Origin of the sequence: Streptomyces sp. NPDC059499, from assembly GCF_042749285.1 — a bacterium.
In the GTDB taxonomy this organism is placed as follows: Bacteria; Actinomycetota; Actinomycetes; order Streptomycetales; family Streptomycetaceae; genus Streptomyces.
The window spans coordinates 1-13,471 of sequence record NZ_JBHYTT010000005.1 but is presented as its reverse complement, the minus strand read 5'-3'; the positions used below and the strand labels follow the sequence as shown (position 1 = coordinate 13,471).

The following is a 13,471-nucleotide window of genomic DNA, read 5'->3' as shown; positions in this document are numbered from 1 at the left end:
CGCGCCGCGGGCAGGCGTCACTCCTGCCCGTAGCGCGGGTCCACCGATTCGGGTGAGAGCCCGAGCAGCTCCGCGACCTGTTCCACCACGACCTCGTGCACGAGCATGGCCCGCTCGTCACGGTTCTTGGCGCGGATCTCGACCGGGCGCCGGTACACGACGATCTGCGCGGGCTGCCCCTTCACGGCGGGCACCGAACGCCCCAGCGGCACGGTGTCCTCCAGGTCCCCGGGCACATCGAGAACGAGGAAGTCGACATCGGCCAGCTGCGGCCAGCGCCGCTCCAGCCGTTCCACGGAGTCCTGGACGAGATCGCGGAAGCTCTCCCCCCTGCTGACCGACAGCGGCACCTGCGGCGGGGCGACCGGCCCGCGCATGCCGCGGCCATGACGGTCGCGGCGGCGGGGCCGCGGCTCGGACGGGTGGGGCGGTACGGGACTGTCCATCACCGACGCAGCGTAACTCTCCGCAGGATCCATGGATCACGACTGCTCCGCAGGTGGGCCCAATGTCCACACGTGAGCATTCCGGCCAAGGTTGAGTCCGGATCAGGCCCCTGCTGCGACCGTTGACCCTCCGTCGGGTGACCGCTTGTGTCTCCTGCGACGACCGGAAGGGAACCGGAGGTGCCGGTACGTCCCGGCCGCCGCGCAGGTCAGGGCGGCGGTGCGGAGGCCGTCGGGGGAGACCTCGCGGGGCGACACGGTGGTGGGACCTCGGGGAGAGTCGTCGCAGCCCGCTCAAGAGTGCGGTACCGTCCAACATCGTGAGCCCTGTACGTCGCTGTTCGCGAACCGCGTGCGGCCGTCCCGCCGTCGCGACACTGACGTACGTCTATGCCGACTCGACCGCGGTCCTCGGCCCGCTCGCCACCTATGCCGAGCCCCACTGCTACGACCTCTGCGCCGAGCACGGTGAGCGGCTGACCGCGCCCCGCGGCTGGGAGGTCGTGAGGCTCTCCGACCCCTCGGCCCCCACGCGCCCCAGCGGTGACGATCTCGAAGCGCTCGCCAACGCGGTACGGGAAGCGGCGAGGCCGCACGAGCGGGGTAGCGACGGCGGTGGCCGCGGGCCGCGTGCGGCGGACCCGGTGGAGGTCGCGCGACGGGGTCATCTGCGGGTCCTGCGGTCCCCGGACAGCTGACGCCCTCACCGTTCCGGCCCTCCTCCAGTTGGTTCCTCTTTCAAGTTTTCTTGCCGCCCGGGCAATTTTTCGTGCACAGGGCATTGACTGAGACTTGTCGCGGACACGACCATTCCCCCACCTGCGAGAGATCGCTTCCGCATCACGGAATCCGGGGAGGTCTGTGTGTTTGTCCAGCAACTCGAACCCGTAGCCCATTCGCTAGCCCTGTCCGCACTTGTCGCCTCATTGCCGCTGGTCACGGTCCTGGTCCTGCTCGGCGCCATCCGGGTGAAGGCCCACCGGGCCGGCCTCGTCGGCCTCGCGGTCGCCGTGCTCGTCGGCTGGCTCGCCTACGGCATGCCCCTCGGACAGACCCTCTCCGCCGGAGCCCAGGGGGTCCTCTTCGGGCTCTTCCCCATCATGTGGATCGTGGTCAACGCCCTCTGGGTCTACCGGATGACCGTGCGCACCCTGCACTTCGACATCCTGCGGCGCTCCTTCGGCCGGCTCTCCGACGACCCCCGCATCCAGGCCCTCGTCGTCGCCTTCTGCTTCGGCGCGCTCCTGGAGGCGCTGGCCGGCTTCGGCGCCCCCGTCGCCATCTGCTCGGTGATGCTCGTCGCGCTCGGCTTCGACCCGGTGAAGGCGGCCGTCGTCTCGCTGGTCGCCAACACCGCGCCCGTCGCCTTCGGCGCCATGGGTACGCCCGTCGTGACGCTCGCCCAGGTCACCGGACTGCCGCTGGACGACGTCGCATCGGTCGTCGGCCGCCAGACACCGCTGCTCGCCCTGGTCGTACCGCTCATCCTCGTCTTCCTGGTGGACGGGAAGCGCGGCCTGAGGGAGACGTGGCTGCCCGCGCTCGTCTGCGGGGTGGCGTTCGCGGTCGCCCAGTTCGCCGCGTCCAACTACGTCTCGGCGCAGCTCGCCGACATCGCGGCCGCGCTGGTGGGCGCGGGAGCCCTGATCGCCGTTCCCGGCGCCCGCAGGCCCGCCGCCGAACCCGTACGCGCGTCCGTGCTGACCGGCGTACGCAGCGAGGACCTCGACCAGGAGGACCCGCGCCGCGAGGTGCTGCGCGCCTACGCCCCGTACGCCCTGATCGTCGCCGTGTTCTCCGTCGCCCAGATCCCGCCCGTCAAGCGGCTGCTGGCCGAGGCGACCCGCGTCTTCGACTGGCCGTTCCTCGATGTCGCGAACCCCGACGGCGAGGCCGTGGGTGCCAACGCCTTCACCCTCCCCCTCGTCGCGACAGGCGGCACGCTCGTCCTGCTCGCCGGCCTGATCACCGCCGTCGTGCTCGGCGTACGGTCGCGCGACGCGGTACGGGAGTGGGCCGCCACCGTGCACGAACTGCGCTACGCGATCCTCACCGTGACCTCCGTGCTCGCCCTCGCCTACGTCATGAACCTCTCCGGACAGGCCGCCACCATCGGCCAGTTCGTCGCCGCGGCGGGCGCCGGACTCGCCTTCCTCTCCCCGGTGCTCGGCTGGTTCGGCGTTGCGGTCTCCGGCTCCGACACCTCCGCGAACGCCCTCTTCGGCGCCCTCCAGGTGTCCGCCGCACGCGAATCAGGGCTCTCGCCCGAACTGCTCGCCGCCGCCAACAGCTCCGGCGGGGTGCTCGGCAAGATGATCTCCCCGCAGAACCTGACGATCGCCTGCGCGGCCGTCGGCCTCGCCGGCCGGGAGGGCGATCTGCTGCGCAAGGTCCTGCCCTGGAGCCTCGGCCTGCTGCTGGTGATGTGCCTCGTCGTGATGGCCCAGAGCACGGTGGTGCTGGGCTGGATGCTCCCCTGACGGCCGGCGGGGGACGGCCAGGTAGTTTGGGCGGTCCGTAAAGACCCCAGGAGGACCGGCCGTGGTTGCTGATCTGTCGCAGCTCGTGAAGGCGTACGACGTGCGCGGAGTGGTGCCCGACCAGTGGGACGAAGCGCTGGCCGAACTGTTCGGCGCCGCGTTCGTCCAGGTCACCGAGGCGGACGCGATCGTCATCGGTCACGACATGCGGCCCTCGTCGCCCGGACTGGCCGCGGCCTTCGCCCGCGGGGCGACGGGGCGCGGCGCCGACGTGACCCTGATCGGCCTCTGCTCGACGGACCAGCTGTACTACGCCTCCGGGGCGCTCGACCTGCCCGGAGCGATGTTCACGGCCTCGCACAACCCGGCTCGGTACAACGGCATCAAGATGTGCCGCGCCGGGGCCGCGCCCGTGGGCCAGGACACCGGCCTGACCGAGATCCGCACCCTGGTCGAGCAGTGGTCGGAACACGGTGCCCCGGCAACGACCGCCACAGCCGCCGGCACGGTCACCGAGCGCGACAGCCTCACCGACTACGCCGCGCATCTGCTGGGCCTGGTGGACCTCGCGGGGATCCGCCCGCTCAAGGTCGTCGTGGACGCGGGCAACGGCATGGGCGGCCACACGGTCCCCACCGTCTTCGCGGGCCTCCCGCTCGACCTCGTACCGATGTACTTCGAGCTGGACGGCACCTTCCCCCACCACGAAGCCAACCCGCTGGACCCGAAGAACATCGTCGACCTCCAGGCCCGCGTCCTCGCCGAGGGCGCCGACCTCGGCCTCGCCTTCGACGGCGACGCGGACCGCTGCTTCGTCGTCGACGAGCGCGGCGAGGGCGTCTCCCCGTCCGCGATCACGGCTCTGGTCGCGGCCCGCGAGCTCGCCCGCAACGGCGGCAAGGGCACCGTCATCCACAACCTGATCACCTCCTGGTCCGTCCCGGAGGTCGTCCGTGAGAACGGCGGAACCCCCGTCCGCACCCGGGTGGGCCACTCCTTCATCAAGGCGGAGATGGCCGAGCACGGCGCGATCTTCGGTGGCGAGCACTCCGCGCACTACTACTTCCGGGACTTCTGGAACGCCGATACGGGCATGCTCGCCGCCCTCCACGTCCTGGCGGCGCTCGGCGGCCAGGACGGCCCGCTCTCCGGCCTCGTCGACCAGTACGACCGCTACGCCGGCTCGGGCGAGATCAACTCCACCGTCACCGACCAGGCGGACCGGCTGGCCGCGATCAAGGCGGCCTACGGGGACCGCGACGACGTGACCCTCGACGAGCTCGACGGGCTCACGGCGACGAACGCCGACTGGTGGTTCAACCTCCGCGCCTCCAACACCGAACCGCTGCTGAGGCTGAACGTCGAGGCACGCGACGAGAAGACGATGGCGGCGGTACGCGACGAGGTCCTGGCGCTCGTCCGCGCCTAGGGTCTTCCGCCCGGGCCAGGCGCTTCGCGAGGCAGGCGTGAACAGGACGAGAGGCGCCTCCTCCGGGGCTCGCGAGCCCGGCAGGACCCGCGACGCGCCCGCTCCCGACCCGGCCGGTCACGGGCGATCAGGCCCGGTCCGGCCGGACCGGGCCGGACGGGCGGCCCCGAGGGCTTCCCCCGCACCCGCCGCCGGATGCACCGCCGGGCAGACCCCGCCGGGCCGCGCCCCTGTCGGCCCGGCGGTAGGCTGACGACGCTCCAGCTCCGTGGACCGAACCAGGTCCGCGCCTGATCCGTACCGCATGCTCGAAGGGACCCACCCCATGCCGCTCGAAGCCGGCCTTCTGGAGATCCTCGCCTGCCCGGCCTGTCACTCCCCGCTCGACGACAGGTCTGCAGCCGACAGCCCCGAGCTGGTGTGCACCGGCGTGGACTGCGCCCTCGCCTACCCGGTACGGGACGGCATCCCGGTCCTCCTGGTCGACGAAGCCCGCCGCCCCGCGTAGTCCGCACGCTGATCAGCACGGTGATCGGAGGCCCACCGCCATGCTCGACGAGTCGTTGCTCGACGCCCCGGAAGCCCTGGCCCGAGCCGACCGGCGCGGTCTGCTCCGTGGAGCCGCCGAGGCCGGTGCCCGCGTCCGTACCGCCGCCCGGCACGCCGCCGAGGCGGGCATCGGCGCACTGGCCCCCGAAGGCCGGCCGCGCGCCGTCCTCGTCGCGGGCCCCGGCACCGCCGCATCGGGGGTCGCCGACCTGATCGGCGGCCTCGCGGGCGCCGCCGCACCCGTCACCCAGATCCGTCCCACCGGCGTCGCACCCGCCCCAGGAGCCCTGCGCTGGGCGCTGCCCGGCTGGGCCGGCTCCCTGGACCTGCTGCTGATCGCGACGGCCGACGGCTCGGAACCGGGCCTCGCCCTGCTCGCCGAGCAGGCCTACCGCCGCGGCTGCACGGTCGTCGCCGTCGCCCCCGTCCGCTCACCGCTGCGCGAGGCCGTCAACGGCGTCCACGGACTCGTCGTACCGATGGCCACCGCCCCGCACGGCGAGTACGACGCCGAGACCTCGGCAGCGGGCCCCGGCACCCTCTGGGCCCTGCTCACCCCGCTGCTCGCCCTGCTCGACCGGGTGGGCCTGCTCGACGCGCCCGCCGACGCGTTGCAGAAGGTCGCCGACCGCCTCGACCGCACCGCCCAGCGTTGCGGCCCGGCCATCGCCACGTACAGCAACCCGGCCAAGACCCTCGCGGCGGAACTCGCCGACAGCCTGCCGCTCCTGTGGACGGAGGGCGACGCCGCGGGCCCCGTCGGGCGGCGGTTCGCCGCCGTACTGGCCGAACTCGCCGGCCGCCCGGCCCTCGTGGCCGAACTGCCCGAAGCGCTGCCCTCCCACGGTGGGCTGCTCGCCGGGGCGTTCGCCGCGGGAGCCGACCCCGACGACTTCTTCAGGGACCGGGTGGACGAGCCGGAAGCCATGAGAGCCCGGGTCGTCCTGCTCCGCGACCGGCCCACCGGCGGCCTCACCGCAGGACCGGCCGCCCGCGAACTGGCCCTCAGCCACGAGACGGCCATCAGCGAGCTCGAACCCGAGGAGGGCAGCGAGCTCGAAGCCCTCGCGGAGCTCCTCGCCGTCACCGACTTCGCGGCCGTCTACCTCTCCCTGGCGGCGGACAACCGGGCCTGAAACACCGCTTGTTCGCCCCTTCTCTTCCCGCACCTCCGCCCCGCGCACCACACGAGGACGAAACTTCCATGGACCGGCTCTCCAACACCGTGCGCCCCTACGCGTGGGGCTCCACCACGGCCATTCCCGAGCTGCTCGGCACCGCCCCCACCGGCGAACCGCAGGCCGAGATGTGGATGGGAGCGCACCCCGGAGCGCCCTCCCGCCTCACCCGGCCCTCGGGCACGGAGCAGTCCCTCACGGACGTCATCGCAGCCGACCCCGAGCGGGAGCTGGGCCCGGCGGCCGTCGCGGCGTTCGGCCCCCGCCTCCCCTTCCTGCTGAAGCTGCTCGCGGCAGGAGCGCCGCTCTCCCTCCAGGTCCACCCCGACCTCGCACAGGCACAGCAGGGGTACGCGGACGAGGAGAGCCGGGGCGTCCCGATCGACGCCCCCCACCGCACGTACAAGGACGCCAACCACAAGCCCGAGCTGATCTGCGCGCTCACGCCGTTCGACGGACTGTGCGGCTTCCGCAGGCCCGCCGACGCGGCCGAGGCGATAGCGGCCCTCGGCGTCGACTCCCTCAAGCCGTACGTGGACCTGCTCCACGCCCGCCCCGAGGAAGCGGCCCTGCGCGAGGTACTCACGGCGATCCTGACAGCCGACCCGGACGAGATGGCGCACACGGTCAACGAGGCGGCCGAGGCCGCCGACCGGCTCGGCGGCGCCCACGCCCCGTACGCCCAGATTGCCCGTCACTACCCCGGCGACCCGGGCGTCATCGCCGCCATGCTGCTGAACTACGTTCAACTGCAGCCCGGCGAGGCCCTGTTCCTCGGCGCGGGCGTGCCGCACGCCTACCTCGGCGGACTCGGCGTCGAGATCATGGCCAACTCGGACAACGTGCTGCGCTGCGGACTGACCCCCAAGCACGTCGATGTCCCCGAACTGCTGCGCATCGTCCGCTTCGAGGCCACCGACCCGGGCATCCTGCGCCCCGAGGCCTCACCCACCGGCGAGGAGCTCTACGAGACGCCGGTCGACGAGTTCCGGCTGTCGCGCTACGCCCTGTCGTCCGGTGGAGCACCGATCGCCCTGACAGCGGCCACCCCGCAGATCCTGCTCTGCACGGCAGGCGCTCCCCGGATCGGTGAACTGGACCTCGCACCGGGCGAATCCGTCTTCGTCCCGGCGGACGAACCGGTCGAAGTATCCGGTACGGGAACACTCTTCCGCGCCACCGTGGTGGTCTGACGTACCGTCCTCATCAGCGGCTGCAACAATGTCCGGCCGTACCGCGGCGCCCGTGCCGCAGCACCGAGGAAGGGACACCACGCACCCATGAGCGCGTCAGGCGGAACCAAGGCGATCGTGGCGGCACTCGCCGCCAACCTCGCGATCGCAGTGGCCAAATTCGTGGCGTTCCTCTTCAGTGGCTCGTCGTCGATGCTCGCGGAGAGCGTCCACTCCCTCGCGGACTCGGGCAACCAGGGCCTCCTGCTGCTCGGCGGCAAGAAGGCCCAGCGCGAGGCGACTCCGCAGCACCCCTTCGGATACGGGCGCGAGCGCTACATCTACGCGTTCCTCGTCTCCATCGTGCTGTTCTCGGTCGGTGGCATGTTCGCGATCTACGAGGGCTACGAGAAGATCAAGCACCCGCACGCGATCGAGGCCTGGTACTGGCCGGTCGGCGTGCTGGTCTTCGCGATCATCGCCGAGAGCTTCTCCTTCCGCACGGCGATCGTCGAGTCCAACCTGACCCGCGGCAAGCTCTCCTGGACCCAGTTCGTCCGCCGTGCCAAGGCCCCCGAGCTGCCCGTCGTCCTCCTCGAGGACCTCGGCGCGCTCATCGGCCTGATCCTGGCCCTCGTCGGCGTCAGCCTGGCCCTGGGCACCGGCAACGGTGTGTGGGACGGCATCGGCACTCTCTGCATCGGCATCCTGCTGATCGTCATCGCGATCGTCCTCGCCGCAGAGACGAAGTCGCTGCTGCTCGGTGAGGCGGCCGGAGTCGAGGACGTCGAGAAGATCAAGAGCGCGGTGGTCGACGGGGACACCGTCACCCGCATCATCCACATGCGCACGCTCCACCTCGGACCGGAGGAACTGCTGGTCGCCGCCAAGATCGCGGTCCGGCACGACGAGTCCGCCACAGAGGTCGCGGACGCCATCAACTCGGCCGAGTCACGGATCCGTGCGGCCGTCCCGATCGCCCGGGTCATCTACCTCGAGCCGGACATCTACAACGAGGAAGCCGCAGAGGCCGGCACCAACCCGGGCAAGACCCCCGGAGGCCCGGTGCAGGTCGACCCGGCCGGCCCCGATGGCCCGACTGCCCCGGACTCCCCGGACTCCCCGGCCGATTCCGGCCACTGACCCGTAAAGGACCGGCCCGGATCGCTCCGAACGGCCCCGTGGGGGACCCCCGATGCCCGGGCGGGCTGGGGCCCACTGGGCCGTTCGGTGTAGATTCGTCGGAGTACCAGACGTCGCTGCTGATGGCGGTCGATCGGTTCGCATACGCGGGCCGGCCGAGGGAGAGAGGGCCTCCGACGGACTGCACTGCGGATCACCCGGGCATTCGTGTGCCCGTACCGCCGCAGAGCCAGCCAGCCCACCCTCGACCCATCACGAGGAGCAGCCCGTTATGACGACGGCCGCCAATCGCCAGGACTTCAAGGTCGCCGACCTTTCTCTTGCCGCCTTCGGGCGCAAGGAGATCACCCTCGCCGAGCACGAGATGCCCGGCCTGATGTCGATCCGCAAGGAATACGCCGCCACGCAGCCGCTGGCCGGTGCCCGCATCACCGGTTCGCTGCACATGACGGTGCAGACCGCGGTGCTCATCGAGACGCTCGTCGCCCTGGGCGCCGACGTCCGCTGGGCCTCCTGCAACATCTTCTCCACCCAGGACCACGCGGCCGCCGCCATCGCGGTCGGCCCGAACGGAACCCCGGACGCCCCCGCGGGCGTGCCCGTCTTCGCCTGGAAGGGCGAGACGCTGGAGGAGTACTGGTGGTGCACGGAGCAGGCTCTGACCTGGCCCAACACCCCCACCGGTGGCCCGAACATGATCCTCGACGACGGTGGTGACGCCACCCTTCTCGTCCACAAGGGCGTCGAGTTCGAGAAGGCGGGCGCTGCCCCGGACCCGTCGACCGCGGACAGCGAGGAGTACGCGTACATCCTCACCCTGCTGAACCGCACCCTCGGCGAGTCCCCGCAGAAGTGGACCCAGCTGGCGTCCGAGATCCGCGGTGTCACCGAGGAGACCACGACGGGTGTGCACCGGCTGTACGAGATGCACCGCGACGGCACCCTCCTCTTCCCGGCGATCAACGTCAACGACGCCGTGACCAAGTCGAAGTTCGACAACAAGTACGGCTGCCGCCACTCGCTGATCGACGGCATCAACCGGGCCACGGACGTCCTGATCGGCGGCAAGACCGCCGTCGTCTGCGGCTACGGCGACGTGGGCAAGGGCTGCGCGGAGTCCCTGCGCGGCCAGGGCGCCCGAGTGATCATCACCGAGATCGACCCGATCTGCGCCCTGCAGGCGGCGATGGACGGATACCAGGTCGCCACCCTCGACGACGTCGTGGAGACCGCGGACATCTTCATCACCACGACGGGCAACAAGGACATCATCATGGCCGGCGACATGGCCAGGATGAAGCACCAGGCCATCGTCGGGAACATCGGCCACTTCGACAACGAGATCGACATGGCCGGCCTGGCGAAGATCGACGGCATCGTCAAGGACGAGGTCAAGCCGCAGGTCCACACCTGGACGTTCTCCGACGGCAAGGTCCTGATCGTGCTGTCCGAGGGCCGCCTGCTGAACCTCGGCAACGCCACCGGTCACCCCTCGTTCGTCATGTCCAACTCGTTCGCGGACCAGACCCTGGCCCAGATCGAGCTGTTCACCAAGCCCGAGGCGTACCCGACCGATGTCTACGTGCTGCCCAAGCACCTGGACGAGAAGGTCGCCCGACTGCACCTCGACGCACTGGGCGTGAGGCTCACGACCCTGCGCCAGGAGCAGGCCGACTACATCGGCGTCCCGGTCGAAGGACCGTACAAGTCCGACCTCTACCGCTACTGAGCGGCCCGCCGGCCACCGGCCGGCGGACTATCGGCAGCAGGTACGAGCGCAGGCCCCCGCACCCCCGTGCCGGGGGCCTGCCCCGTACCGCCCCCGCACAGCCCGAGGAACCAGAAGGACCCCATGCCCCGCGGCCGGTATTCGCTCCACGACCTCCACGACCACACCCCCCTCGGAGAAGAGCACTTCCACTGCGCCCCCGGCCCCTCCGGCTGGCGCTATGTCTCCCAGACAACGGCCCCGTCGGGCGACCACCTGGGCTCCGTCGACCTGGCCCTGGACGAGCTCGGCCGCCCCATCCGCCTCCAACTGCACGCCGCGAGCTGGCAGATCCGCGGCGCAGCCCTCGAAGGCGTCACCTGGGTACGGACCGACCCGAGCGGCACCCACGCCACCGAAGGCAATGTCCGCGCCCACGCCTTCTCCGGCACGTCCCCCGCGTTCCTCGTCGCCACGGCACGACTCCTGCGCCTCACCCCCGATTCCCCCGAGACCCGTGTCCGCCTGGTCACCTTCACGGACCCGGTCCTCGCTCCCCGTACTGTCGACCAGTCCTGGGCCCTGGTGAAGAGTGAAGCGCACGCCACTGACAACGGGTCACTGATCGTGGACGAGTACCAGGTCAGCACCCTCGACACCGGTGACCGGCACACCGTCCACATCGCCGGGGACGTGGTCCTCGCGGCTCCCGGAATCGAGCTCGAGCACCTGGAAAGCCCGCCCTCCCCGCGGAGCCACTAGGCAGGCGGGGCGAACCCGGTCGTCGCGGCAGGCGGGGTGGGAGCGGTCGTCCCGACAGGGGTGGGACCGTTCGGCAGGGGCCTGCCGGGCGCCTCTGCCGGAGACGCACCGGGCGGGGCCGGCGCCGCGGCGGACCACGCGCCGTCGACGGGACGGACCGCTTCTCCGGGCCGGGGCCATCCGGGCTGGATTCCACCGGAACTCACCGCGCCCGTCGGCACCGGCGCCGGTCCGGCTCCCTGAGCCCCTCTTCGGGCAGCAGCCATGACCCGCCGGACATCCCGCGCCTGCCGCTCGTTCACGACCGCCGCCAAATACGCCGCCGCGGGAACTCCCGGCGGAACCGGGACCCCTGTACGGCCGGCCAGATCGTCCGACAGCCGCTGCGCGATCGACCCGCCCACACCCGGGTCGAGCTGGTGCATCCGCGTGAGGTACTGCCGGATCGCCAGCCAGAGGTCGTCCGGCACGGCAGACAGATCCAGCTGCGCGAAGCGCCCCACCAGCCAGGGCGGTGGCGGCGGCACGGCAACCGCCCGCCCGGTGGGCACCCGCTCACGTATGACGAGGGTCCCCGCGAACACGTCCCCCAGCCGCCGTCCCCGCGCCGATACCAACGACGCGATGCATCCCACGACACCGAACGTGCCCAGGATCTCGACCACGCCCATCGAACCCCGCACGAGCGCGTGCCGGAACCGGATCGGTCCGCCGTCATCACGCACCACGCGCAGGCCGCAGGCCAGCTTCCCGAGCGAACGGCCGTGGCTGAGCGTCTCCACGGCGATCGGCCCTCCCACCAGCACCAGGAGGAAGGTGGCGACGGCGATGGCCGCGGTGGCGGCCTCGTCGAGCGCCACGGTCGCAACAGCGAGACCGATGGATATCAGAACAAAGACCGTCAGAACCACCGCGAGATCGATGGCGATCGCCAACGCCCGGCTCGGTAGCCTCGCCGGCTGCAACCCCAGAACGACCGCATCCCCGGTCACGAGCTCACTCATCGCCGCCCACCCTTCGCCGCCCTTCCCTGCCCCTCGGAACCTCAGTCTGCCAAGCTGACCCGCAGCGCGCCGCAGTAGTACGGACCCGTACGCAACCATGCCTGGAGCAGCAGCCGACCATGGATCTCGACGTCTTCGTGACCACCCACCGCACCGAGTGGGACCGCCTGGACCACCTCCTGCACCGAGGGCGCAGTCTGACCGGTGCCGAGGCGGACGAACTCGTCGCCCTCTACCAGCGAACGGCGACCCACCTTTCCCTGATCCAGTCCAGCGCCCCGGACCCACTTCTCACCGCGCGACTCACCCAGCTCGTGGCCCGCGCCCGGTCCACGGTGACGGGGACCCGCCGTGCCTCGTGGCGCGACGCCGCACGATTCCTGACCGCCGGTTTTCCCGCAGCGGTCTACCGCTCGCGGCACTGGTGGATCCCCACGGCGGTGCTCTCCGTACTTCTGGCCGCTGTCATGGGCTGGTGGATAGGCACCCACCCCGAGGTCCAGTCGGCGATCGCCGCCCCCGAGGACCTGCGCAGCCTGACCCGCCCCGGCGGGGAGTACGAGACGTACTACTCCAGCCACCCGGCGGCCTCGTTCGCGGCCCAGGTCTGGACGAACAACGCCCAGGCCGCAGCGATGTGCCTGGTACTGGGAGCGTTCCTCTGCATACCGGTGATCTGGATCCTCTTCGTCAACGTGCTCAACCTTGCCGTCGGCATCGGCCTGATGTCCTCGGCCGGCCGCCTCGACACGTTCCTGGGGCTTGTCCTGCCGCACGGCCTGCTGGAACTCACCGCTGTCTTCGTGGCAGCCGGTACGGGCCTCCGCCTCGGCTGGACCGTGATCGACCCGGGGCCTCTCAGCAGGCGCTCCGCCCTGGCCCAGCAGGGCCGGGCAGCCATCGGCATGGCCATCGGTCTCGCCCTGGTCCTGTTCGTGTCCGGGGTCATCGAGGGCTTCGTGACCCCCTCCGGGCTTCCCACCTGGGCTCGGATCACCATCGGGATCGTCGCCGAGCTGGTCTTTCTTGCCTACGTCTACATCCTCGGGGGCCGAGCGGCGAGGGCCGGCGACACGGGTGATCTTGAAGCCGTCGAACGAAGTGCCGAGTTGCCCTCTGCGGCCTGACGGCCGATGTGCGTACACCCCTGCTGACCTGCTAGTGTCCTCCTCGCCCACAAAAACTGTTGACACAGTCGGCGTGGGGAGGTAGATTTTAACGGTTGCAACGGACTGGACAGGTTCGGGTGCGACGGTTAAAGTTCATACTCGCTCTTACCGGGGACGAGATCCCTGGAGAGTCGATCGATTCTTCTTCTCTTTCGAGCATTGACCCGATTAGCTTCGGCTCAATTGCTTCTGATAAAGTCGAGTCAGCCGAAAGGCAAAGGCCAGTCCACAGGCCACCGGAATCAAATTCGGACCGGAAACGGAACGGAGAAGAGTCTGGTAAAGTTGGAATCGCTGGAAAGGGAAAACGCGAAAGCGAAGAACTGGAAAGCGAAACCCGCTTCGACCGGGAATCGGACACGAAAGAGTCTGATAGAGTCGGAAACGCAAGAACGAAGGGAAGCGCCCGGAGGGCCCCGGTGAAACGGGAC

General features: G+C 70.7%; 12 protein-coding genes. 10 read left to right on the top strand and 2 right to left on the bottom strand.

The window, feature by feature from the left end; translation table 11 throughout:
* Nucleotides 1-17: 17 nt before the first annotated feature.
* Nucleotides 18-446, bottom strand: coding sequence for a metallopeptidase family protein (locus ACFW9O_RS14210; protein ID WP_351178402.1), 429 nt, complete (start codon nt 444-446; stop codon nt 18-20).
* A gap of 320 nt (nt 447-766) precedes the next feature.
* Here ACFW9O_RS14210 and ACFW9O_RS14205 point away from each other — a divergent pair, with 320 nt between their 5' ends.
* From ACFW9O_RS14205 to ACFW9O_RS14165, 9 genes are all read left to right on the top strand, one after another.
* Nucleotides 767-1,144: a DUF3499 domain-containing protein gene (locus tag ACFW9O_RS14205; RefSeq protein ID WP_384608976.1), complete on the top strand. Its 378-nt coding sequence runs from the start codon at nt 767-769 to the stop codon at nt 1,142-1,144.
* 165 nt (nt 1,145-1,309) lie between these two features.
* Nucleotides 1,310-2,926: an L-lactate permease gene (locus ACFW9O_RS14200; RefSeq protein WP_384608973.1), complete on the top strand. Its 1,617-nt coding sequence runs from the start codon at nt 1,310-1,312 to the stop codon at nt 2,924-2,926.
* 61 nt (nt 2,927-2,987) lie between these two features.
* The gene (locus ACFW9O_RS14195; RefSeq protein ID WP_384608971.1) at nt 2,988-4,355 is read left to right on the top strand and encodes a phosphomannomutase/phosphoglucomutase; all 1,368 of its coding nucleotides are present in this window, start codon (nt 2,988-2,990) and stop codon (nt 4,353-4,355) included.
* 325 nt (nt 4,356-4,680) lie between these two features.
* The gene (locus ACFW9O_RS14190; protein ID WP_351178384.1) at nt 4,681-4,863 is read left to right on the top strand and encodes a Trm112 family protein; all 183 of its coding nucleotides are present in this window, start codon (nt 4,681-4,683) and stop codon (nt 4,861-4,863) included.
* A gap of 40 nt (nt 4,864-4,903) precedes the next feature.
* Nucleotides 4,904-6,040, top strand: a complete 1,137-nt coding sequence (locus tag ACFW9O_RS14185) for an SIS domain-containing protein (protein WP_384608968.1) — start codon at nt 4,904-4,906, stop codon at nt 6,038-6,040.
* Between the two features lie 68 nt (nt 6,041-6,108).
* A complete protein-coding gene (manA, locus tag ACFW9O_RS14180; protein WP_384608965.1) occupies nt 6,109-7,275 on the top strand; it encodes a mannose-6-phosphate isomerase, class I in 1,167 nt (388 codons plus the stop codon).
* 87 nt (nt 7,276-7,362) lie between these two features.
* The gene (locus tag ACFW9O_RS14175; RefSeq protein WP_384608963.1) at nt 7,363-8,397 is read left to right on the top strand and encodes a cation diffusion facilitator family transporter; all 1,035 of its coding nucleotides are present in this window, start codon (nt 7,363-7,365) and stop codon (nt 8,395-8,397) included.
* A 271-nt stretch (nt 8,398-8,668) separates the two neighbouring features.
* Nucleotides 8,669-10,126 (top strand): adenosylhomocysteinase, encoded by a 1,458-nt coding sequence (gene ahcY / locus ACFW9O_RS14170; RefSeq protein WP_351178372.1) that lies wholly within the window; start codon nt 8,669-8,671, stop codon nt 10,124-10,126.
* Nucleotides 10,127-10,249: 123 nt separating this feature from the next.
* Nucleotides 10,250-10,867: a hypothetical protein gene (locus ACFW9O_RS14165; RefSeq protein ID WP_384608960.1), complete on the top strand. Its 618-nt coding sequence runs from the start codon at nt 10,250-10,252 to the stop codon at nt 10,865-10,867.
* On the opposite strand, the gene ACFW9O_RS14160 is transcribed toward ACFW9O_RS14165, so the two are convergent.
* Nucleotides 10,864-11,871, bottom strand: coding sequence for an RDD family protein (locus tag ACFW9O_RS14160; protein WP_384608957.1), 1,008 nt, complete (start codon nt 11,869-11,871; stop codon nt 10,864-10,866). The genes ACFW9O_RS14165 and ACFW9O_RS14160 overlap by 4 nt on opposite strands.
* A gap of 119 nt (nt 11,872-11,990) precedes the next feature.
* Here ACFW9O_RS14160 and ACFW9O_RS14155 point away from each other — a divergent pair, with 119 nt between their 5' ends.
* Complete coding sequence (locus tag ACFW9O_RS14155) at nt 11,991-12,998, top strand: stage II sporulation protein M (RefSeq protein WP_384608954.1); 1,008 nt, start codon at nt 11,991-11,993, stop codon at nt 12,996-12,998.
* Nucleotides 12,999-13,471: the final 473 nt, after the last annotated feature.

Coding starts and splice junctions, on each gene's coding strand:
- ACFW9O_RS14210 (WP_351178402.1), bottom strand. CDS start 446: ATGGACAGTCCCGTACCGCCCCACCCGTCCGAGCCGCGGCCCCGCCGC.
- ACFW9O_RS14190 (WP_351178384.1), top strand. CDS start 4,681: ATGCCGCTCGAAGCCGGCCTTCTGGAGATCCTCGCCTGCCCGGCCTGT.
- ACFW9O_RS14185 (WP_384608968.1), top strand. CDS start 4,904: ATGCTCGACGAGTCGTTGCTCGACGCCCCGGAAGCCCTGGCCCGAGCC.
- manA (WP_384608965.1), top strand. CDS start 6,109: ATGGACCGGCTCTCCAACACCGTGCGCCCCTACGCGTGGGGCTCCACC.
- ACFW9O_RS14175 (WP_384608963.1), top strand. CDS start 7,363: ATGAGCGCGTCAGGCGGAACCAAGGCGATCGTGGCGGCACTCGCCGCC.
- ahcY (WP_351178372.1), top strand. CDS start 8,669: ATGACGACGGCCGCCAATCGCCAGGACTTCAAGGTCGCCGACCTTTCT.
- ACFW9O_RS14165 (WP_384608960.1), top strand. CDS start 10,250: ATGCCCCGCGGCCGGTATTCGCTCCACGACCTCCACGACCACACCCCC.
- ACFW9O_RS14160 (WP_384608957.1), bottom strand. CDS start 11,871: ATGAGTGAGCTCGTGACCGGGGATGCGGTCGTTCTGGGGTTGCAGCCG.
- ACFW9O_RS14155 (WP_384608954.1), top strand. CDS start 11,991: ATGGATCTCGACGTCTTCGTGACCACCCACCGCACCGAGTGGGACCGC.